Here is a 22,599-nt window from a genome sequence, read left to right as displayed (position 1 = left end):
GGGGAAGCAGGATTGAAAGATTCGAATCATGGGGAAGAGGGGATGAAGAGAGTCTTGAAAGGGAACGAAGCGATTGCAAGGGGAGCTTACGAGGCGGGGGTGAGATTCGCTGCAGCCTACCCTGGCACACCGAGCTCGGAGATCCTGGACACGATCGGAAGAGAATACGAAGAGATATACGCCGAATGGGCACCCAACGAGAAAGTCGCTCTGGAAGCAGCTATCGGGGCGAGTATCGGTGGAGCCCGTGCGATGGCCTGCATGAAGCATGTTGGGGTCAATGTGGCCGCAGATCCCCTCATGACCCTTTCCTACACGGGGGTGAGGGGAGGGATCGTGTTGGTTACGGCAGATGATCCGGGGCTCTATTCCTCGCAAAACGAACAGGACAACCGCAACTACGCGAAGTTCGCAAAAATCCCCATGTTGGAGCCGAGCGACAGCCAAGAGGCCAAGGATTTCGTCAGGATCGGGTTTGACTTGAGCGAAGGATTCGACACACCGGTGATGGTGAGAAGCGTGACGAGAATATCCCATTCCAAGACCGTGGTGAGGCTGGAAGACCGGTGTCAGGCTCCGATCCCCGTAAAGGTGGAGAAGAATCCGCCCAAATGGGTCATGCTGCCTCTGTACGGGCGAGAGAGGCACAAGACAGTGGAAGAGAGGCTCGCCGAGCTCGAGGCTTACGCGGCGGACTTCCCTGAGAACCGCATGGAACTCAATGACCCGAAGAAGGGTATCATCACGGCTGGGATTTCCTATCAGTATGTCAAGGAGATTTTCCCTCATTACTCGTGCCTCAAGCTCGGAATGGTCTGGCCTCTTTCAAAAACCCTTATCCAGAGGTTTTGCGACCAGGTGGAAGAGGTCTATGTGGTGGAAGAGCTGGATCCATTCCTGGAAGAGAACCTGAAGATCATGGGCTTCCCTGTCAATGGAGGCAAGCGGCTCTTCCCACGCTGTGGTGAACTCAACCCTCTCCTCGTCGAAAAGGGATTGAAGGGGCCCGACTTCAGGGAACCGGCTGGCGTCGAGGCGGGTACATTGCCGCCGCGCCCCCCCAACATGTGTGCGGGGTGTCCCCACCGGGGGATATTCTACGTCCTGAAGAGAAAGGGCTTCTTTGTGGCCGGTGACATCGGATGTTACACCCTCGCTGCTCTTCCTCCATTGACAGCCCTCGATTCATGCATCTGTATGGGGGCCAGCATAGGGCAGGCCCACGGCCTTTCCAAAGTGCTCGGCCCCGATGACAGACGGCGGGTCGTTGCGGTGATCGGCGATTCCACCTTTATCCATGGTGGAATCACACCACTGATCGACATAGCCTACAACAGAGGCGATGCTACGGTTATCCTTCTTGACAACCATGCAACGGCCATGACCGGGTTTCAGGAACATCCGGCCACCGGTTTTACGATAAGGGGGGAGCCCACCGAGCGTCTCGACTTTGTCGGTCTGGCCAAATCCGTGGGGATCAAGAACATACGGGTCACCAACCCATGGAATCTGGAGGAGATCGAAAGGGCGATCACCGAAGAGACGGACAGCGGGGCTTCGTCGCTGATAATCAATCAAGGGCCCTGCGCAATGCTTCGCAGGGAGATCAAGGAGTACCATCCCCCGTATGCCATTGACCAGGATAAGTGTACGGGATGCCGGATGTGCCTCGGCCTGGGGTGTCCCGCCATCTCGTGGAACCCGGTGAAGGGAGACGAGGCGGCCCAGGCTGAAGGGAGGAAAGGAAAAGGATTTTCGTCGATCGAGAAGAGCCTTTGCCCTGGGTGCGGGCTGTGTGTGCAGGTGTGCAGATTCGATGCCATTTACCCCACGGGGGGTGAGGCCGTCTGCGGGTTCGAAACGAGGAGTCGGGAGTCTTCGGAGGGTCGCACCTCTTTGGAGGGGAAGCATGGAAAATGAGGTGACAAACATCCTCCTTGTCGGTGTGGGAGGGCAGGGAATCATTGTAGCCAGTGATATCATGACAGACGTCTTTCTGGAGGCGGGATACGACGTGAAAAAGAGCGAGATCCACGGAATGGCTCAGCGGGGAGGGAGCGTCACGAGTCATGTCCGTTTCGGGAAGAAGGTCTATTCTCCCATCATTAAACAGGGGGACGCGGACATTCTCCTGGCCTTTGAACGACTCGAGGCACTGAGATGGGTGAACCACCTCAGGGGAGACGGCACGGTTGTCATGAATGACCACAAGATCAACCCGCCGGCAGTAAACCTCGGGCAGATGTCATATCCCGAGAGAATCGAAGAGATCCTGGAAAAGCACTGCGGCCGTCTCCATGTACTGCCGGCTACGCGTCTGGCTGAGGAGGCGGGTGACATCCGTTCAACCAACGTGGTGCTCCTTGGAGCTCTATCGCACCTGTGTTCCATCCGTGAAGGCCTTTGGATCGATGTGATCCTCAAGAGGCTTCCCCCCAAGGTCCACTCACTCAACCAGAGGGCTTTCTCCCTGGGACGGCGACATCTCCGGGGGTGACCCGACAGGAGATCCTCAGGGTCGCCGGGGGATCTACTCCCGCCGTGATTCTGGGCATCTACCACTCCCAAAAGGCCTGTCGACACCGCTTTTCGCCGTCGACACCGAAAGAACAGGATGTTCGTCAGGAGATCCACAGAGCTGCATGAATCCCCGGTTGTGAAAGAGGTCCGGGTGGAGGACTTCGATCTCTCCTCGACCCTGGAAAGCGGGCAGATCTTCCGCTATGTTCGTGCTCCCGGCGGATATCTCGTCCACCACCGGGACCGGGTTTTCAGGGTCTGGCAGAGAGGAAACGCTCTTGGTTTTGAAGGTGCGGACGAAGCCGCTGTGCTTGAATACTTGGGTCTTCGTCACAACTACGGGGAGATCATGAGATGCCTGCCTAGGCAAGGACCGCTGGGGGAGGCAGTGAATCTCTACTGGGGGCTCCGGATCCTTTGCCAGGACCCGTGGGAGTGTCTAATCTGTTTTCTCTGCTCATCGGCAAAGAGCATCGCCCAAATAAAGGTCGTCGTGGAGGGGCTGTGCCGGGCCTTTGGGAAGCCCGTCTCTCTAGGGCGCTATCAGGGGTTTACCTTCCCCCGGGAGGGAACGATTGACGATTCCGAAAGGCTCAGGTCCATAGGCCTCGGGTTTCGAGCCCGCTATGTTTATGAGGTCAATCGGATGGTTGCGGGAGGATACCTGTCCGGCCTGGCGGGCAGACCTTACCAGGAGGCGAGGGCGCTGCTCATGGACCTTCCCGGTGTGGGGGAGAAGGTAGCCGACTGCGTGCTCCTCTTCTCTCTTGGTTACCTGGAGGCCTTCCCGGTGGACAGGTGGATAAAGAGAGGGATGCAGGAAGCCTACTTCCACGGCAGAAAAGTATCTGCAGGGAAGATCAGCGAGTTTGCCCGCAGGCATTTCGGGCAGTTTGCCGGATATGCCCAGCAGTATCTGTTCCACTATTGGCGGAATTCATCCACCCGCTTATCGACGCAAAACCCGTAGGGTCACGGTGCGCGGCGGTAGACAAGCTCTATCCTCATGACCCTGCGCCGGTAGGGGCCGCCTGCACCGAAATGGATGACCACATAGGTGTCCGAATAGCCATCATCATAAGTCCAGCGGTCCTGCCCGGTATAAGTGGGGGCTCCGCACTTGCTCATCACGTTACTGTCCAGATCCCCCAGATAGACGACGTTCAGCCCGCACTGGATGGACGAGACGTCGAGGGCCAAAACCGGGGTTGCAAGCAGTGCTACCAGAACAAGTATCGCAACAAGTCTCACCGTTCTCATAAGATACTCCTCGTGAGGGAACCCCGAGAGGTTCGTCCCAATTTGTTGACATCCCATCTGTTAACACACAAGCCCCTGGAGGGGCAAGCCTTCTTATTCAACCCTGGACCACCCGGCCGCTTCCTCCTCCTTTCTAGCTCCGATAAAAGGCCCCGATTTTCTCGACCACGTATCGCTGTTCCTCAGGGGTAATTTCCGGGAAAATCGGGAGTGCCAGTGCCGTCCTGCATGCCTCTTCTGAAACCGGGAATTGCCCCTCCTTGTATCCGAGATGGTGGTAGCATTCCTGAAGATGGAGAGGGCGGGGATAGTAGACATCTGTGCCGATGCCATGGGCCTGGAGAAACAGGCGAAGCCGTTCCCTTTGTGGCACCCGTATGACATATTGGTTGAATACGTGACGGTTTTCATACTGGACAGAGGGGAGTGAAATCCCCAGATCTTCGTATCCCATCTCTTGAAACAACCGGCTGTAGCGGGCTGCATTCTCTTTCCTGGCGTGCGACCAGCCGTCCAGGTACCTCAGTTTGACTCTGAGAACAGCTGCCTGGAGAGCATCGAGACGGCTGTTCAAACCGACAAGGTGGTGGTGGTACTTGGGTCGGCTTCCATGAACCCTGAGCATCCGCACCCTTTCGGTCAACTCCGTGTCTCCTGAAACCACCATACCTCCGTCTCCAAACCCGCCCAGGTTCTTGGAGGGATAGAAGGAGAAACATCCGGTTGTGCCCATGGTGCCCGCTTGGCGTCCAGGCCGGTGGGGGCTCGGTCTGTACTCAGCCCCGATCGCCTGAGCCGCATCCTCGATGACCAGCAGCTGGTATCTCCCGCATATCTCCATTATGGGGTCCATGTCGGCGCACTGGCCGAACAGATGGACGGGTACGACCGCCCGTATGGGAACGCCTTTGTCCTTGTGGAAGAGTCGGCCGCTGCCATCCACCCGGCAGTCGGTTTGAACAAAGGCTCTCAGTTTTTCTGGATCCATATTCAAGGTTCTCGGATCGATGTCCACAAAGAAGGGGATGCAGCCCAGCCGGGAGATGGATCCCGCAGTGGCGAAAAAGGTAAAAGGCACGGTGACGACGCCTTCCCCTTCCTTGAGGCCTAAGGCCATGATCGAGACGAGGATTGCATCGGAGCCGGAAGCGACGCCCACCGCTTCTGCGGCTCCACAGTAACGGGCGAGCTCCCTTTCAAGGCCCTCCACCTCCTCGCCCAGGATGAATTTCTGGCTCTCCAGAACCGCACGGACCCTCTCCAATATCTCCCCGCGAATAGCCTGATACTGCCTCTTCAGGTCGAGGAAAGGTACATCCATGGAATATCCTCCTTTGAACCCGCCAAAACCGGCGAGTAACCTCCCCTGCTTTGATCGCCATGCACGGCTCGTGCCAGAGAGTCTTTCTCGGGCGTTGATCTCCTCCCGTCCCTTTCTCGACAGCGAGATCCCAGGAGACGCAAATAGAGTGCCGGTCTGGCCAGGCGCCGGGAAACCCCTTGGACATTTCCGGAGTCCTCTCAACGGGGCAGAAGCCGTCTCCTGGGATGGAGGTCGGAGAGAATGGAGAAGAGGGTATCCTCGTCCCCCTCTTGCAAATGCTCCCAGCCTCCCACGTGGAGCAGTTTCTCAGGTCTCGAGGAACCGAGAATATCCCTTATTTTCCCGGCCATGTAGCGGTCCCTCAAGAAGAGTTCCCAGCCGTCCTGCCTCCGAAAGACCAGGCTCCGGCCGCACTCAATCACCATCGATGCGAGGACGTACTCCCTGTCGACGTCGCCCCGCACCTGGTCGGGAGCCAGCTGACTAAGTCTCCTCAGGTTTTCCATGGTCAGGAGTTCTTCTTCCAGCCTCGAGATCTTGCTCCTGGAGAGGTCCGATCTGTCGATACAGTGGAAGGGAACTCCTCTGGATCTGGAAAAGGCAGAGGCCGCCATGTATTCATATGGAAAATCGATCACAGACAGGACGTTTTCTATGGCCGGATGGAGAGAATCTCCTTTCCAGTGAGGCTGACGGATTTCCCGGTTCAGTCGGCGCATTGCCTTCTCCACCCTGTTTCTCAGAATTTCCCGCTTCTCTTCCCTGAATCGAACCGCATAGGGACTCATCTCGAGGGTGATACATTCCGGGTCCTCCTCCTCTAGAATCGAAAGGAGCTTGCCGTATCCATCTGGATCTCGGTGAACCGTACCCACCAGAACGACTCGAGCCATACCGGGATCCCTGGTTTTGCAGCGCCCTGAGGTCTCTCGTTCCCCCCTCTACCGAGAAAAGACCGTCACTCCTTCCTCTCTGGAACGAGCTTCTCCAGGATCGGCTTGAACAGGTCGATGGGTATGGGAAAGACAGTAGTCGAGTTGTTCTCCGTGGCGATCTCGGCCAGGGTCTGCAAATACCTGAGCTGGAGGGCCATGGGATACACACTCATCACCTTCGCCGCCTCCGATATCTTCTGTGCAGCTTGAAACTCACCCAAGGCCCGAATCACCTTCGACCTTCTCTCTCTCTCCGCCTCGGCCTGCTTGGCCATGGCCCGCTGCATCTCCTGGGGAAGATCCACGTGCTTGATCTCCACCATGGAGACCTTGATGCCCCACGGGTCGGTATGGCGATCGAGAATCGTCTGGAGTTCGTGGTTGATCTTGTCTCTTTCGGATAGGATTTCGTCCAGTTCGGCCTGCCCTACAACACTCCTCAGGGTGGTCTGTGCCAGTTGCGACGTGGCGTAGAGATAGTTTTCCACCTGAACCACAGCATCAGCCGGATTTACAACACGGAAGTACACCACCGCATTGACCTTGATCGAGACATTATCCCGGGTGATCACGTCCTGGGGAGGAACGTCCATGACCACGGTTCTCAGGCTGATCTTGAGCATCCGGTCGATTCCCGGAATAATCAGAAACAGCCCAGGCCCCTTGGGTGGCAGAATCAGCCGGCCCAATCGGAACACTACCCCTCGCTCGTACTCCCTGGCGACTTTCACGGCAGAGAGCAGGATGATAATAACAAAAAGAACCAAAACCGGAAGGAAAACTGGCATGGGTTTTCTCCTTTCCCCTGTCTAGTGTCACACCTTCTTGACGGTCAGTCTCAACTTGTCGACTCCGATCACCTCCACCTTGTCCCCCTTTTTTATCTTGTCTTCGCTCTCCGCAGTCCAGATCTCTCCGTAGACCGCCACACGGCCGTCTGGCCGGAAATCGACCTCTGCCACACCGATTCTCCCCACCAGTCCCTCGACTCCGGTGGTGGGTTTCTTGAGGCGGGCCCGGATGGCCATGGTCACGGCGAAGATGAAGAAACTTGCACTAACGGCCACTGCAGGTAAGATGACCTGCCAGGAGAGTCTCAGGTAATCGGTAGGATTGTCTATGAGCATGAGCGAACCCATGAGAAGACAGAAGACCCCGGCCACGGAGAGGAGCCCGTAACTGGTCACCTTGATCTCCGCGATAAAGAGGATACCTCCCAGGATTATCAGCGCGAGACCCGCGTAGTTTATCGGAAGAACCTGCATGGCAAAGAAAGCCAGGATGATGGCGATGCCTCCGATAACCCCGGGCAGGATGGCGCCAGGATTTGAGATTTCGAAATAGATTCCCATCATGCCTAAAAGGAATAGAAGGTAGGCGATCTGGGGATGGGAGATGGCGTCTAGAAGGCGGTCTTTCCAGTTCATGGGGATTCGATGGACCAGGGCGCCCTTGGTATGGAGAATGACGGCCTTACCATCGAGATCGATCTTCCGGCCGTTCAGCTCTTGAATCAGGTCCTCCAGGCTGGGACTCACGAGGTCGACGACCTTCAGTTTGACCGCCTCATCGTCGGTGATGGAAACGCTTTTTTCCACGGCCTTGGCGGCCCAATCCTGGTTTCTGCCCCGTTTCCTGGCGATCGACCTTGCATAGGCCACCGTGTCGTTGACGATCTTCTCCATCATCGTCTTGTCCTGTTCTTTGCCCCCGAGTGTAACAGGATGAGCAGCACCGATGTTGGTGCTGGGAGCCATGGCAGCAACATGGGCCGCCATGGTGACAAAAACACCGGCCGAAGCCGCCCTGGCACCGCTCGGGGCCACGTAGACCACAACGGGAACCTCGGCAGAGAGCATCTTCTTGACGATTTCCCGCATAGATTCCATCAATCCCCCTGGTGTATCCAGGGTGATGATGAGACATTGAGCGCCCTCTTCACTGGCACGATCGATTGAGCGGACGATGTATTTCGCCGAGACCGGGTTGATGATCCCATCGACTTCAATCACATCGATGTGACTCTCCTGGTGGATCTGTTCCTCCGACTCGAAGGAGACAGAACCCAAGGAAAGAAAGACCAGCAGGACCACGACAAAAGACCAAATCTTCATTATTCCTCCCTTGTCTTACTATATATCCAATGTTTCAGTAGTGTCAACACGGGCAAGACTCCAGGAAATCGACCCTCGGGCTCGGACCTTCTGGAAGTGAACGCCGAGTTCGGACTCATGGTTTCGGTCTCAAGGGGCCGCTTCTTCCCTACACGGCCCAGGACACAGCAGAGACTGCCCGAACGTTCCGCCGCTGCCCTGGTGACGGCAAGAGTCCGGAAAGGATGGGACGGGCGGATTCCCGGTCTCCGCCGGTGGTGGGAGCCCAAAAGCTCAACGGGGCAGGCCGGCAAGGAGGGTGAGGATGTAGCCCCCGCGTTTCACCTTCTTGTAGTGGAGTTGGGAGAAACTGAGTTCGGACTGGAATCCTTTGGTCGGGATCAATCCCACATCTACCAGATCCTCAAGAGAATCGGGGTACTCCCCGTTTTCGAGATAGTAGAGGGTGAGAGCCTTCCTGATCCCTTCAGAGGCAACCTGCTTTACGAAGGACCTGGGCAGGGCGATACGGGTTGGACTCATCCCTGCCTCTGAGAAGAGGCCGAATCTAGCGGAGAAGACCAGTGCAATCGAGATGGCCAAGACCATGCCGTAGGTAACGAGGGTGGAGGTGCTCTTGAAGGAGCCGAGACCCACCTTGGCCCCCATCATCCTCGTAAAACTGGGCTTGCGGATGCCCACCCGTTCGACATAGCCCTTGTCCCACAAGTCGACCATGGCCTCACATGCGTTGAACTTCCCGAGAAGGCTCCTGTCTATCACCTCCCGGAGAGTGAGGTTGCCATCGGTCAGATCGTAAACCACACGCTTCTCAGGAGAGAACTCTTCCTGGTTCTCGGGCAGGGGTTTGACCTTCCTGAATACCACATAGAGACTGGAGATCTTGGACTCGATGTCGGGCCACTCATCGATCATCCGTAAAACATTGAGCAGGACGTGCTCCGGGCTCAGGGCGATGGAGATCTTCTTGTAGCTTTCGACCGCCCGCAGTTCGAAGCGGAACTCGCCTTCTTTCCACGTCAGCAGGTCGTAAATGGTCTCATATACCTGCGTGGAAATAACCCGTATGATCTCCTCCTCGGTCAGGATCTTCAAGTCGACCATTATCTCCCCCGCATACTGGAGGGTCTCGGCTTGGAGCTTCAGAACCTTTTCGAGCTGGTCCTGGGAGATCTTCTTGGCTTTGAGGAGAATCTCACCGAGCAGGTCCTTCTTGGACCGGTAGTTTGCCATCACATGTACGATCAACCCATCGAGGAAAAAGACTTCCACGAATTTTCGGCCGCTCTGGACGTGAAAAACCCCTGTCTTGAACTGCTGTCCGATGAGCTGAATGATCTCGGTGATTCTGAAATCCGTCAGTGACCCCTCAAGGCCCATATTCAGACTCCACTGGACCGGATGCGCAGGGAACTCCTGAGCACTCCGAGATAGAAGACTCCAAAGACTGCGAGGAAGACAAGCCCCACCCAGAAACCCGGGCCCTGTCCCACGAGGGTGGTTGGATTCCGGACTATTCCGTTCCAGAAGAAGAACTTCAATCCAAAGAGAAAGAAAACGAACAGAAAGGCCGATCCCTTTACCGGCTGATCCTTCCAGAGGTGTCCGCCCCCGGGGAGGATGAAGGAGAGGACGTGCCAGATCACCGACTTTTTTCTCCCGTATCGTTTCACCTGGTTCATTCTTCTCTCTTTCATCTTCGGATCGATGCTGTCCTTCTTCACAAAGAGGCGGTTGCACCCAAAGCAGACCCGGTCGCCCTGTATTCTTCTCTCAAAGAACCTGACGCTCGGCGTTCCACACATGGGACAGCGCTTTGGGAATTTTCTCCTGGAAGAGAGCAACGCGGACACTATCAGAAAAACCAGGAAGAAGAGGGGACAGGTGTACCTGTATCTCCCCGGGACCTCCTTGATCCAGGCCCGCAGCATCCTTTCCCCGAAAGGGTACCGCCCTTGGAGAAGCCGAGCCACCTTGCCCGACAAGCGGCCGACCGAGAGAGTATCGTCGACCACGGACCGGTTGCTGTTTTCCGAATATATCTCCGTCTGATATGCCACCAGATCCTGATCCAGCTTGTTTGCCATCTCGAGCGCCTGTCCCACCTTTTCCGAAGAGAGGACAGAGTCCCTGGCAAAGGCCCTGTGGAGGTTGAAGTAGAAGGACGCTCTCCCGGGTGAGAGTGATATGGCACGCTCATACTGCTCGATTGCATCTCTCAGCCGGTTGGTGACGAGGTAAACATTTCCCAGATTGGAAGTACACTCGGGCCAATCAGGGTCGTACTGGAGGGCCTTCTTGTAGTAGCGTTCCGCCGCATCATAGCGACCCTCCCTCTTGTTGAGAAGGCCCATGGTGAAGAGAACATCCGCATCTCCGGGGTTCCTCCTGATCCATCTCTTGAGGTCCCTCTCGATTTGTGGATTCCAGTTCTCCTGGTTGGCCTGGTGGAGGGTAATCAGGACCTTTTGATCCGGACCTTCCAGCAGGCGGTTTGTCTGGTCCAGACACCATGGAACATAGACGAGGACGAAAAGGAAGACCACAAGGGTCTGCCTCTCTCTCCTTGCCATATAACCCCACACCAGAATAGTCCAGTAGAGGAGACTCCAGAGGAGATCAAGCCTGAGTAGGACGGGCACAACAAAGACGGAGATTTTGGCGAGGCCGGTCATGAACTTCACCGGCGTGAGCTCGAACTCCCTCCTCACCTCATAGAAGTAGAGAGAAAGATACTTGATCAACATGATCAAGGCGAAGCCGACAAAGGCCAGCAAAAGGGCGCCTGCGATCATGTACAGTGTGTTTATGGATTTGAAAAAGAGGATTCCAAAATTCCTGAATATCGCCCAGATTCCGGCCAGATCCTCCCGGACGGCCAGGTTGACCAGCTTCTTGCTGCGGGTCCAGTAGATCCTTGCCATGGTGAAATAGGGGAGGGGAAAATCCCGAGCAAATTTTTTCGCGTACAGGCAGAGAGACTGAGCGGTTTCCAAGTCGTTCCTGTCGAGAGCTCTCAGGCTCTCGCGCACGAGAAGAGAGGAGAGGATGGGAAGGTTTCTGACTCCGTGGTTGAGCTGGGCCTCGTAGATGGCGTCGAGCTCCTTCTTGCCGAGGCGATCCCCGTCGAAGAGAATCCTCTCTTTTCTTTGAAACCAAAGAGTAGCGACGAGCTTGCTCAGTTCACTTGAAAGTTCAACATCGTGGGACCCGTCCACTTTGGTGGGGAAGAAAGAATGGGCTTCGACCGCGAAAAGCAAGAAAAAACCGATCCAGCCGACGATGGCGAGGAGGCCCCACGGAGTCTTTCTCATTGAAAGGTCCCTGATTCCAGGTTTGAATCAGAAGGGGAATATTCAAAAACCGTACCAAGGCAGGCTCCTCCTTTCCTATTCCACGCGATAGTTGGGGGCCTCCTTGGTTATGATGACTCTATGGACGTGACTCTCCCTCAATCCGGATGGCGTAACCCGGATGAACTTTGCCTTCTTCCTCAGGCTTTCGATATCGTCGCAGCCCACATACCCCATCCCGGACTTCAATCCGCCGACCAGCTGATGGATGCACGAGGAAAGGGATCCCCGGTAGGGTACCCTTCCCTCGATACCTTCGGGAACGAGCTTGGATCCCATTTCGTCTTCCTGAAAGTACCTGTCTCGGCCACCCTGTTTCATGGCCTCCACGGATCCCATACCCCTGTAGACCTTGTAGGACCGGCCTTGGTACAGAACCATCTCGCCCGGGCTCTCATCGGTTCCGGCAAAGAGGTTTCCGATCATGGCACAACTCGCCCCTGAGGCGAGGGCCTTGGTGAGATCCCCAGAAAACTTTATGCCCCCATCGGCGATTATGGGAATTCCGAGGGGCTCGGCAGCACTCGCCGCAGCCATAAGGGCACTCAATTGAGGGACTCCTATCCCGGCCACGACTCGGGTCGTACAGATGGATCCTGGCCCGATGCCCACCTTCACGGCATCGGCCCCAGCCTCGATCAAGTCGCGCGCACCTTCCTCCGTCGCTACGTTGCCGGCAATCAGTTGGACACCCGGATAGTCCTCCTTAATGGCCCTCACCGCCTCAAGCACGTTCCTGCTGTGCCCGTGGGCAGAATCGAGCACCAGCACGTCGATGCCCGCCTTGACAAGAGCCTCGGTTCTCGCCTCCCTGTCCTTCCCTATACCCACGGCGGCCCCCACTCGCAACCTCCCGAGTTCGTCCTTACAGGAGTTCGGGTATTTCCTTCTCTTCTCAATGTCCTTTATGGTAATTAGGCCCTTCAGGTTGTTCTTCTCGTCAACCACCAGGAGCTTCTCGATGCGGTTCTCATGGAGGATCTTCTTTGCGTCTTCAAGAGTGGTGCCCATTGGCACGGTGATCAGATTCTCGTGTGTCATGACAGTGGAAATCTTTTGATCGAGCCGTGTTTCGAATCGGAGGTCACGGTTCGTCAAGATCCCGACCAGCTTCTTGCCGACCGTGATGGGAAGTCCGGAGATGCCGTGGGTCTTCATAACCTCCAGGGCCTCATAGATCTTCTGATCAGGGTGCATGGTGATCGGATCCACGATAATCCCGCTCTCATACTTCTTCACCTGGTCGACCTCTGCTGCCTGGCGATCTATGGTCATGTTCCTGTGGATGATTCCTAGTCCGCCCTCCTGAGCCATGCGAATGGCCGTTCTTGACTCTGTCACCGTGTCCATAGCCGCACTGATCAGGGGGATGTTGAGGCGGATCTCCCGGGTCAGATAGGTCGAAACATCCACGTCCTTGGGCAGAACCGAGGACTTGCCCGGCAGGATCAGAACATCGTCAAAAGTCAGGTATTCGGGAAACTCTCTCATCTCTTCCCTCCTTTTCCCTTTTCAATACAAAAAAGGGAACCTGTCGGTTCCGATTTTTCTCAAATATTGAGCATACCTTTGGATCCAACTCACATCGGGCCTTGCTCACCCTCCTCTGGAGGGGCAGAAACAGCCCTCTTTTTGGAAATCATATATCAAAGGGGTTCGGCTTTGTCAACGACGCGTCCCCGTGGCGTTCGGACCTCAGGGAACTTCCCCTCTCGTATTCATCGTTGCTATGGCGAGGGGGCCTCCAAAGCCTCTCCTCGATTGCGGTTAGAAGGCGGGGAAGGGTGGACCGGCGGACCGCCGAAATCGGGATTCCACCGAAGCGGTGGCACACGTTTCGAACCAGGTCCTCACCCACCAAATCCTCCTTGTTCAGAACCAGAAGCCTCGGGAGGTGCATGAGATCCAGGTCGGCGAGGATCTTTTGTACAGAACGGATATGTTCCTCAAACCGGGGATTACTGATATCGACGAGATGGATCAGCAGGTCGGCGTCTCTGAGCTCATCCAGAGTGGCGCGAAACGCCCCTATAAGATCAGGGGGCAGGTCCCGTATAAAACCCACCGTATCTGTAACGATGACGTCCCGGTCTCTGGGAAAGCGGAGTCTTCTCGTAGCAGTATCGAGGGTGGCAAAGAGCCGGTCTTCGACCGCAACATGGCTGTTTGTGAGGCTGTTGAGAAGAGTCGACTTACCCGCGTTTGTATAGCCGATAATGGAAAGGATGGGGATTCCGTTCCGCAGCCGTTTGGAACGTCTCTGGTTTCTCGCCCTGGAGAGAAGATTAAGCCTCTTTTCCAGGGCGTGGATTCGATCCCGGACCCGGCGTCTGTCGATCTCGAGCTTGGTCTCTCCAGGACCTCTCCCTCCGATTCCCCCGGCCAGCCGTGAGAAAGCTGTGCTCTTGCCCGAGAGGCGGGGCAGGAGATACCTCAATTGGGCCAGTTCAACCTGCACCTTCCCGTCCGGGCTCTTGGCTCTCTGTGCGAAAATGTCCAGGATCAACTGGGTTCGGTCGATCACCCTGACCTCGACAAAGTCGGCGATGGCGGCTGCCTGAGTCGGTGTCAGATCGTTGTCGAATATGATCAGATCGACTCCCAACTGGTTGCACCGAATCACGAGGTCTTTCAACTTCCCCCTGCCGATGAGGAAGCGAAAATCGAGCTCATGGGGACGCTGAATCACACAATCTACCACGGTCACTCCGCTGCTCCGGGCAAGATCCTTCAACTCCTCCATCGATTCTTCTGCACGGTGCCTGGACTTCCTATGAACCCCTACGAGAAGAGCCCTCTCACCGTCTCTAGGGGAGCCGCTGAGCCCCTGCGACCTCCGGAACTCGTCCTCCAGGGAACCTATGAAGCTCAGGAACTCGATGTCGCATTGGCTGGGTGACGGGTAGGACGATACGGCCCAGCGCTCTCCTCTGGGATTGTCGGCCAGTAGGTGGCCAACCTCCATGCGCCGCGATCCGCCGTTTGCATCGACGGCAAGGGCGGTCATGAGATCCAAGCGGAGAAGGGCAAGATCGGTCAAGTCATCGTCTGTCAATCCTTCACCCCGCAGATGGGTGTGGATACACCGGAGTCCCCTCAGCCGATTAGGACCACCTCTGTGGCGGGAAAGATCCGGGATCAGGATCCCCTTTTGATCTCCTACAATTACGTATTCGACCGTACCTCTCCGGTTTACTAGGATGCCAACTTGCCGCCCTATCTCTAGGGATACTTCCGAGAGGAAACGGGCAGCCTCTGGAGAGATGACCTTGTCGGGGTGAATTTTCCGTCGGTAGAGGCGCTGGATTCTGTCGATTTGACTGGGCTTTAGACCTGTAGCGTTGCCGTAGATTCTAATTGAGGTTGCTCCTCCAAAAACCAAATTTTTCGCACACTTATAGTATATTTTAGGGGGCGTCAGAAGTCAAGACGGGCGGCCCTCGGCGTGCTGGCTGTTTCCCTGGAAGGAAGAATACCCTTTGCCTGCCCCCTGCTTGACCGATTCGCCGGGTAGCTGATAAACTTGAGTGAGATCCACCCCCGGGCAGCAACGGCCGGAACAGAGTTTCTTCTGGGAGGGCCGATGTCTGGGCGGATGGTTTTGCCGGCTCGGCTGGCGAGGGATGGCGAATAGGAAAGAGGTGGTTCCATGGGTCCGGAAGGGGACAGGATCCTTATTCTCGACTTCGGCTCTCAGTACACACAGCTGATCGCTCGACGGATCAGAGAGCTGAAGGTATACTGCGAGATCCGTCCCTTCGACGTATCAAGGGCAGAGATAGAGGCTTTCTGCCCAAAGGGGATCGTTCTGTCAGGAGGGCCGGCGAGTATCTATGAGCCGGAGGCCCCACGGTGTGACCCTTCCGTTTTGGAGATGGGGGTACCCATTCTGGGAATCTGCTACGGGATGCAGCTTACGGCCCATCTTTTGGGGGGTAGAGTGGCTGCCTCACCCAGGAGGGAGTATGGCCAGGCCAAGGTGACCATAGACAAGGAGGTCGATCTGTTTCGGGGAATCTTCTCGGAGGGGTCCGATAGAGAGGTCTCCGTTTGGATGAGCCACGGGGATCATGTTGAGGCCCTTCCAGAGGGGTTCGAGGGACTTGCTCATTCCGAAAACTGCCCGATTGCCGCTTTTGGAAGCACCCGGCGGAGGATTTACGGCCTGCAGTTTCATCCAGAGGTGGCCCATACCTCCCATGGCACGGCGATGCTCAGAAATTTTCTCTTCGAGATCTGCCACTGCGAGCCGTCTTGGAGCATGGAATCCTTTGTCAGGAGAACCGTGGAGGAGATCCGGAACAGGGTTGGCCCTGACAGGGTGATATGTGCTCTAAGCGGAGGGGTGGACTCTTCGGTTGTAGCGGTTCTCTTGCATCGTGCGATCGGCGATCGATCGGTCTGTATTTTCGTGAACAACGGTCTTCTGAGAAAAGGGGAGGCCGAGAGCGTGATAGCGGTCTTCCGGAACCGCATGCATCTGAACCTTCGGGCCGTGGATGCGGAAGATCTCTTCCTTGCAAAGCTCAGGGGTGTCTCCGACCCGGAGGAGAAGAGAAGAATCATCGGGAACGAATTCGTGTTCCTCTTTGAACGGGAGGCGCAGAGATACGGAAATGTTCGATTCCTGGCTCAGGGGACCCTCTATCCGGATGTTATCGAGAGTGTCTCCTTCAAGGGACCGTCTGCCCGCATAAAGAGTCATCATAATGTTGGGGGACTTCCGGACAAGCTGAACCTGAGGCTCCTCGAACCCCTCCGTGAGCTTTTCAAGGACGAAGTGAGACAGGTGGGGCGGGAACTCGGAATCCCGGAAGAGATCGTGGGTCGGCAGCCCTTTCCAGGCCCCGGGCTGGCCGTGAGGATAATCGGGGAAGTCGACCGTGAGAGACTCCGGATCCTGAGAGAGGCCGATGCCATAGTTACGGAGGAGATAGCTAAGTCGCCCCTCTCTGGTGAGATCTGGCAAGCCTTCGCCGTATTGCTGCCCGTTCGGACAGTGGGTGTCATGGGGGATTCGAGAACCTATGAGCACGTCATCGCTCTTCGGGTGGTGAGCAGCGTGGACGGTATGACAGCGGACTGGGTCCGCCTTCCTTACGAGCTGCTGGGAACCCTTTCAAACCGGATCGTCAACGAGGTGAAAGGGATAAACCGGGTGGTCTATGACCTGAGTTCAAAACCTCCCAGTACTATTGAATGGGAGTGAGCGGCGGCACGATCATGAAGCGATCGAATTTTGTCCATCTCCATGTACACAGTCAGTATAGTCTCCTGGACGGAGCTATCCGTTTTGGGGATCTCCTCGATAGGGCCCGCCAGTTTAAGATGGATTCCCTTGCCCTCACGGACCACGGGAACATGTTCGGGGCAATCGAGTTCTATCAGAAGGCGATTCAGAAGGGCGTTAAACCCATAATCGGTTGTGAGGTCTACGTGGCACCAGGCAGCCGTCACGAAAAAAAACCGGGAATGGAAAAACCCTATCATCTGACCCTGCTTGCGAAGAACAGAACAGGATACCACAACCTGGCACAGCTGGTCAGCCTGGCCCACCTTGAGGGTTTCTACTACAAGCCCAGAGTGGACAAGGAGCTCCTCGGCCGGTACCAGGAGGGTCTCTTTGCCCTGAGCGGATGCATGAAGGGAGAGATATCCCTGTCCATCCTTAACAACGACATGGAGGGTGCCGTCAGGACGGCACAACAGTACAGGGAGATCTTTGGTGAGCGTTTTTTCCTGGAGATTCAGGATAACAGGGTGGAGGGCCAGAGGCGCATCAATGAGGGAATTGCCGAAATCGGAGAGAGACTCGGAATCCCCCTTGTTGCGACCAATGACTGCCACTATCTGAGCAGGGAAGACGCCAGGGCCCACGACGTCCTCCTCTGTATCCAGACGGGAAAGACGATCAATGATGAGGATCGTATGAAACTCTCCTCTGAAGAGTTCTATTTCAAGTCGGCCGAGGAGATGGGGGAGCTCTTTTCCGGGTACCCGGAGGCTCTGGAAAACACGCTGCGGATTGCCGACCAGTGCAACCTCGAGTTGAGATTCGGCGAGTACAAATTCCCGCGGTTTACGCCGCCCGAGGGTAAATCTCTCAATCTCTATCTCGATGAGCGCTCCAGGGATGGTCTCAGGGAACGCTTGCACCGCATTCCAGAACCTCACGACAAGTACTGGACCCGCCTTGAAAAGGAGCTGGAGATCATCAAGTCGATGGGGTTTGCGGGATATTTTCTCATCGTTGCAGATTTCATCAACTTCGCCAAGGAGAGGGGCATCCCAGTCGGACCTGGGCGGGGGTCGGCAGCGGGCAGCCTGGTGGCCTTTGCTTTGAAGATCACCGATATCGATCCCCTGCGATACGGTCTTCTCTTTGAGCGGTTTCTCAACCCCGAGCGGATCAGTATGCCCGATGTGGACGTCGATTTCTGTATGGAACGAAGGGATGAGGTGATCCAGTATGTGACCGAGAAATACGGCAAGGATAACGTGGCCCAGATCATCACCTTCGGAAAAATGCAGGCAAAGGCGGTGGTTCGGGATGTTGGCCGTGCTCTGGACATGCCCTACAGTGAGGTGGATCGAATAGCCAAACTCATCCCCAATACGCTCAACATAACCCTCCGACAGGCACTGGACCAGGAACCGGCTCTGAGGGAGATGGAAGAGAAGGACGAACAGGTGCGAAACCTCATCTCCATAGGCCTTGCGCTGGAGGGACTGACGAGGCATGCTTCCACCCATGCTGCGGGTGTCGTCATTTCCAACAGACCCTTGAGGGAATACCTTCCCCTCTACCGGGGGCAGAACGGTGAGGTGATTACCCAGTATTCGATGAAGGATATAGAGAAGATCGGTTTGATCAAGTTCGATTTTCTAGGGTTGAAGACCCTTACCGTGTTGCACAAAGCCGAAGAGGCGGTGAGAAGGCACAGGGATCCAGGCTTCAAGCTCGAATCGATCGATCTTGCCGATTCAAAGACCTACGAGCTTCTCGGCTCCGGGGCCACCAACGGGGTGTTTCAGCTTGAGAGCCCGGGGATGAAGGAGCTCCTGGTCAAGCTCAAGCCCGAGACATTTGAAGACATAATAGCCCTGGTGGCCCTGTACCGGCCCGGCCCCCTGGGCAGCGGGATGGTGGACGACTTCATCAGGCGGAGGCACGGGGCCGAGGCAGCAGAGTATGTGCTCCCCGAACTCGAAGAGGTACTGGGAGAAACTTACGGGGTTATTGTCTACCAGGAACAGGTAATGAAGATTGCCACTCTCCTGGCTGATTTCAGCCTTGGAGATGCAGACGGGCTTCGGCGGGCCATGGGTAAGAAGATACCCGCCGAAATGGCGAAACAACGAGAGAAGTTTATGGAGGGTGCCCGGAAGAAGAGAATCAGCCCCGAGAAGGCCGAAAGAATCTTTGAGCTCATGGCCAAGTTTGCCGAATACGGGTTCAATAAGTCCCACAGCGCCGCCTATGCCCTCATCGCCTTCCAGACCGCGTACTTGAAGGCCCACTACCCCGTGGAATTCATGGCTGCTCTGTTGACGAGCGAAGTGGACACCACCGACAAGATCGTCAAGTACATCGCCGAATGCCGGGATATGAAGATAGAGGTCCTTCCCCCGGATGTGAACGAGAGCTGGAGGGATTTTACGATCGTAGGCGACCGGATCCGTTTTGGCCTGGCGGCTATCAAGAACGTGGGGACCGGGTCCATCGAATCGATTCTGACAGAGAGAGAAAGAGGGGGGAATTTTCTTTCCATCTTCGATTTCTGCGGCCGGGTCGATCTGCGGAGGGTCAACAAACGGGTCCTGGAGAGTCTGATAAAGAGCGGCGCTTTCGACTTCACGGGACTGGCTCGGGCTCGGATGATGGCGGTCCTTGATGAGGCCGTAGACCGGGGCCAGAGTCTCCAAAGAGCAAGGGAGAGCAGGCAGATGGGGATATTCCCTCAAATGGAAGGCGGAGGTTCGAAGGAGGATGGGGAAGGGCTCCTTCCAGAAATCGACGAGTGGCCTGAAAATCAGCGGCTGGCTTTCGAGAAGGAGGCGGTCGGTTTCTACATTACCAGCCACCCCCTTGCCCGTTTTGAGGATGAGATCAGGCGCTACGGCCAGGATGACACGGTCAGTATTCTGGAACGGCAGAACGGCAGTGAGGTGAGTGTCTGCGGGGTGGTGAACTCCATCAAGGAGATTCAAACCAGAAAAGGGGACCGCATGGCCTTTCTCTCCCTGGAAGATATGAAGGGCTTTGTGGAGGTGATTCTCTTCCCCGATGTTTTCAAGGCAAGCCTGCAGTATCTTAGAGCGGACGGCCCGGTGGTGGTCCGTGGAATTCTGGATATGGAGGATGAGAATCCCAAGATCAAGGCTTCCCAGGTTTTGCCCCTCTCCCAGAATGAGAGGACTCGCGTCTCCAAGGTCCATTTCATTCTGAAGAGCCCGGGGATCGGGCGGAATGAGCTGGTGGATTTGAAGAAGATCCTGCTGGAGAACCAGGGAGAGAGCACGGCCTTCCTCCACCTGATCGTGCCCAGCAAGGGTGAAACCGTGATCCGTCTTCCCATAAAGGTCGATCCCTCTTCCGCTTTGCTCGCCTCTCTTGAGGCGACCTTCGGCTATCCTGTCGCGAGGTTTGAATAGGTTAGGGTTCCGGCCATCGTCGCTCGATCGAACGGCTCTGGAGAGTCGAGGCTTAGAGGCGGGGATTCGATATTCACATATACAGAGGTTTGCCATGGCCCAGAAGATCCAAGTCCTTTCCGGCGAAGTGGTGAACCGCATCGCTGCAGGGGAGGTCGTCGAGAGGCCGGCCTCTGTCGTTAAGGAACTCGTTGAGAATGCCGTCGATGCGGAGGCGAGGGAGATTCTTATCCATGCAAGGAGTGGAGGGCTCCGTAGTATCCGGGTCGTGGACGATGGAACGGGCATGGAGAGGGAGGATGCCCTTACGGCTTTTCAGAGACACGCAACGAGCAAGATCAGAGTGAGCGATGATCTGGAAAGGGTCAGTACACTCGGGTTCAGGGGAGAGGCCCTGCCGAGCATCGCTTCGGTTTCCAGAGTGAGGATGGTCACCAGAGAGCACCGGTCCCTGATCGGCACCGAGATCCTCCTTGAAGCCGGGCAGGTCAAGGAGGTCCGCGAGACCGGGTGCCGGGGGGGAACGGATATTACGGTGGAGGATCTTTTCTTCAATACCCCTGCCCGAAGGAAGTTCCAGCGGTCCGTGGCCACGGAGTTCTCCCGTATCACGGAGGTGGTTGTCCGAATCGCCCTGGCCGAGTGTGGGATTCATTTCAAGCTGTTTCATAACGACAGGCAGGTGCTCGATATTCCACCAACAGGGGAGAGATTGGAACGTATCGGGGTCCTCCTGGGCAGGGAGGTCTACAGGGCTCTGCGTCGGGTGAAGGTAAGGATGGATTCTGTCGAGATTGAGGGTTATCTGAGCGATCCGGCATTCACCCGCCCCAATTCCAAGGGATTCTATTTCTATGTAAATCGTCGTTTTGTGAGGGATCGAATCATCCACCATGCCGTCATGGAGGCCTACCGGAATCTCATACCCAAGGACCGGTATCCGGTGGCGATCCTTTTCCTTGATGTGCCGTTCTGGAATGTCGACGCCAACGTTCACCCCACCAAGATCGAAGTACGCTTCCGCTCGACAGACCTGATTCATAGGGGAGTAATCGGCTTGTCCCACGGCCTGCCCGGGCAGAGGAGAGGGCCCCCGGCTGTTCCTTTGCCGGCAGGCCTGGGGGAGCATCGGGCGGACTCTCTGGCCGTGGCAGAACCGGCCTTCGTGTACGGTCCTGTTCCGGGGGCTGAACCTCAAGAGGCTAAGGTCGACTCCCGGGCTCCGGATGGAGGGCTCTTCAGCAGTACAAAAACCTCCCTGAGGATCCTCGGACAGATCGGAAAGACCTATTTGGTCTGTGAATCCTCAGGAGGGCTCATCCTGGTGGATCAACATGCGGCCCACGAACGAATCGTTTTTGAACGGCTGAAAAGAGACGCAGAGGGTGGTATTCCCGAGGTTCAGACTCTTCTTTTCCCTGAGACCGTGGAACTCTCCCCTGCAGAATGGGAGGGGGCGAACCGCTACTTTTCGGATTTGAAACGGATCGGTTTTGACCTGGAGCCCTTCGGGCACAACACGGTTGCCATCAAGTCCGTGCCCTCCATCCTCTCCCGGAGTGACAGCCGCCGGATCGTCTCGGATATCCTTCGAGGTTTGGCGCAAGAGGAAGCCCGGGGAGGTGAGGCGGCTTTTGAGACGGTACTCAAAGTAGCAGCCTGTCACGGCGCCATCCGGGCAGGGCAGGTGTTGTCTCACGAGGAGATGACGAGGCTTGTCGAGGAGATGGAAAAGGAGGGGTTTTTCTTCACCTGTCCCCACGGAAGACCGGCATGCCTGGAGATCGGTCTGCCGGAGTTGGCCAGGAGATTCAAGCGATCCTCATGAGTCGTCTGGGTTGTCGATGCCGTATTTCTCCAATCGATAGCGCATGGATCTGAAATTGATATGGAGAAGCTCGGCCGCTCTCTTCTTTATCCCTCTGGTTTTTTGCAGAGCCTTAAGGAGGAGGGTTCTCTCTAGGTTCTCCACTACCTGTTCGAGATCGATTCCCTCTCTTGGAATCTCCAGATCTATGTCCATCCTGGCCATGTCGCGCTGCTCGTCTATGTAAGAGGAGAGGTTCTGAGGGGTAAGGACATTCGAGCTTTCCAGGGCAACGGCTCTTTCGATCATGTTTTGGAGTTCCCGGACGTTTCCTGGATAGTCATAGTTCATGAGGAGTTTCATGGCGTCGGGGGAGATTTGCCGGATGTCCTTGCCGAGTTCAGCAGAGAAGAGATTGAGAAAATTCTGAGCCAGTAGAGGGATGTCGTCCTTCCTCTCCCTCAGATTAGGAAGCCTTAGATGGATCACGTTGAGCCGGTAAAAGAGATCTTCACGGAACTCGCCCTTTCGGACGGCTTCTTCTATGTCTTTATTGGTGGCGGAGATGATCCTAACGACCACACGGATCGGCTCGGTGCCGCCCACTCTGGTAAACTCGCGATCCTGAATC

The 22,599-nt window shown here is 56.1% G+C and carries 16 protein-coding genes; 6 read left to right on the top strand and 10 right to left on the bottom strand.

Going from position 1 to position 22,599, the window contains the following annotated elements; all coding sequences use genetic code 11:
• The first annotated feature begins 42 nt into the window (after positions 1-42).
• The 3 genes from iorA to JRJ26_00070 all read left to right on the top strand — a co-directional run bounded on the left by iorA (position 43) and on the right by JRJ26_00070 (position 3,490).
• Positions 43-1,920: an indolepyruvate ferredoxin oxidoreductase subunit alpha gene (gene iorA, locus JRJ26_00080; protein ID MBW2055873.1), complete on the top strand. Its 1,878-nt coding sequence runs from the start codon at positions 43-45 to the stop codon at positions 1,918-1,920.
• The gene (locus JRJ26_00075) at positions 1,910-2,497 is read left to right on the top strand and encodes an indolepyruvate oxidoreductase subunit beta (GenBank protein ID MBW2055872.1); all 588 of its coding nucleotides are present in this window, start codon (positions 1,910-1,912) and stop codon (positions 2,495-2,497) included. Before iorA ends, JRJ26_00075 begins: the two co-directional genes overlap by 11 nt.
• Before the next feature lie 117 nt (positions 2,498-2,614).
• Positions 2,615-3,490 carry a DNA-3-methyladenine glycosylase 2 gene (locus JRJ26_00070; protein ID MBW2055871.1) on the top strand — a complete coding sequence of 292 codons (876 nt, stop codon included), beginning with the start codon at positions 2,615-2,617 and terminating at the stop codon, positions 3,488-3,490.
• A 2-nt stretch (positions 3,491-3,492) separates the two neighbouring features.
• Here JRJ26_00070 and JRJ26_00065 read toward each other — a convergent pair whose 3' ends face one another.
• From JRJ26_00065 to hflX, 9 genes are all read right to left on the bottom strand, one after another.
• Entirely contained in the window at positions 3,493-3,780 is a 288-nt protein-coding gene (locus tag JRJ26_00065; protein MBW2055870.1) for a DUF2845 domain-containing protein, read from the bottom strand.
• A 133-nt stretch (positions 3,781-3,913) separates the two neighbouring features.
• The gene (locus JRJ26_00060; GenBank protein ID MBW2055869.1) at positions 3,914-5,101 is read right to left on the bottom strand and encodes a DegT/DnrJ/EryC1/StrS family aminotransferase; all 1,188 of its coding nucleotides are present in this window, start codon (positions 5,099-5,101) and stop codon (positions 3,914-3,916) included.
• A 200-nt stretch (positions 5,102-5,301) separates the two neighbouring features.
• A complete protein-coding gene (locus JRJ26_00055) occupies positions 5,302-5,997 on the bottom strand; it encodes a hypothetical protein (protein MBW2055868.1) in 696 nt (231 codons plus the stop codon).
• 65 nt (positions 5,998-6,062) lie between these two features.
• Positions 6,063-6,827, bottom strand: coding sequence for a slipin family protein (locus JRJ26_00050; protein ID MBW2055867.1), 765 nt, complete (start codon positions 6,825-6,827; stop codon positions 6,063-6,065).
• Between the two features lie 27 nt (positions 6,828-6,854).
• A complete protein-coding gene (locus tag JRJ26_00045; protein ID MBW2055866.1) occupies positions 6,855-8,153 on the bottom strand; it encodes a nodulation protein NfeD in 1,299 nt (432 codons plus the stop codon).
• Between the two features lie 273 nt (positions 8,154-8,426).
• Positions 8,427-9,533 (bottom strand): DUF4388 domain-containing protein, encoded by a 1,107-nt coding sequence (locus JRJ26_00040; GenBank protein MBW2055865.1) that lies wholly within the window; start codon positions 9,531-9,533, stop codon positions 8,427-8,429.
• A gap of 2 nt (positions 9,534-9,535) precedes the next feature.
• Positions 9,536-11,467: a tetratricopeptide repeat protein gene (locus tag JRJ26_00035; protein ID MBW2055864.1), complete on the bottom strand. Its 1,932-nt coding sequence runs from the start codon at positions 11,465-11,467 to the stop codon at positions 9,536-9,538.
• A 75-nt stretch (positions 11,468-11,542) separates the two neighbouring features.
• Positions 11,543-12,997 (bottom strand): IMP dehydrogenase, encoded by a 1,455-nt coding sequence (guaB, locus tag JRJ26_00030; GenBank protein MBW2055863.1) that lies wholly within the window; start codon positions 12,995-12,997, stop codon positions 11,543-11,545.
• Positions 12,998-13,145: 148 nt separating this feature from the next.
• Entirely contained in the window at positions 13,146-14,864 is a 1,719-nt protein-coding gene (hflX, locus tag JRJ26_00025; GenBank protein MBW2055862.1) for a GTPase HflX, read from the bottom strand.
• A 291-nt stretch (positions 14,865-15,155) separates the two neighbouring features.
• On the opposite strand from hflX, the gene guaA reads away from it, so the two are divergent.
• The 3 genes from guaA to mutL all read left to right on the top strand — a co-directional run bounded on the left by guaA (position 15,156) and on the right by mutL (position 21,989).
• Positions 15,156-16,715 carry a glutamine-hydrolyzing GMP synthase gene (gene guaA, locus JRJ26_00020; protein MBW2055861.1) on the top strand — a complete coding sequence of 520 codons (1,560 nt, stop codon included), beginning with the start codon at positions 15,156-15,158 and terminating at the stop codon, positions 16,713-16,715.
• 14 nt (positions 16,716-16,729) lie between these two features.
• The gene (gene dnaE / locus JRJ26_00015; protein ID MBW2055860.1) at positions 16,730-20,161 is read left to right on the top strand and encodes a DNA polymerase III subunit alpha; all 3,432 of its coding nucleotides are present in this window, start codon (positions 16,730-16,732) and stop codon (positions 20,159-20,161) included.
• 94 nt (positions 20,162-20,255) lie between these two features.
• A complete protein-coding gene (gene mutL, locus JRJ26_00010) occupies positions 20,256-21,989 on the top strand; it encodes a DNA mismatch repair endonuclease MutL (protein ID MBW2055859.1) in 1,734 nt (577 codons plus the stop codon).
• Here mutL and JRJ26_00005 read toward each other — a convergent pair.
• A partial coding sequence (locus tag JRJ26_00005) for a sigma-54-dependent Fis family transcriptional regulator (GenBank protein MBW2055858.1) occupies positions 21,984-22,599 on the bottom strand: 616 nt, incomplete at its 5' end. The two genes, mutL and JRJ26_00005, sit on opposite strands and share 6 nt — an antisense overlap.

The organism is Deltaproteobacteria bacterium, from assembly GCA_019308905.1.
Lineage (GTDB): Bacteria > Desulfobacterota > BSN033 > WVXP01 > WVXP01 > JAFDHF01.
This window is presented reverse-complemented; position numbering and strand designations above follow the sequence as displayed.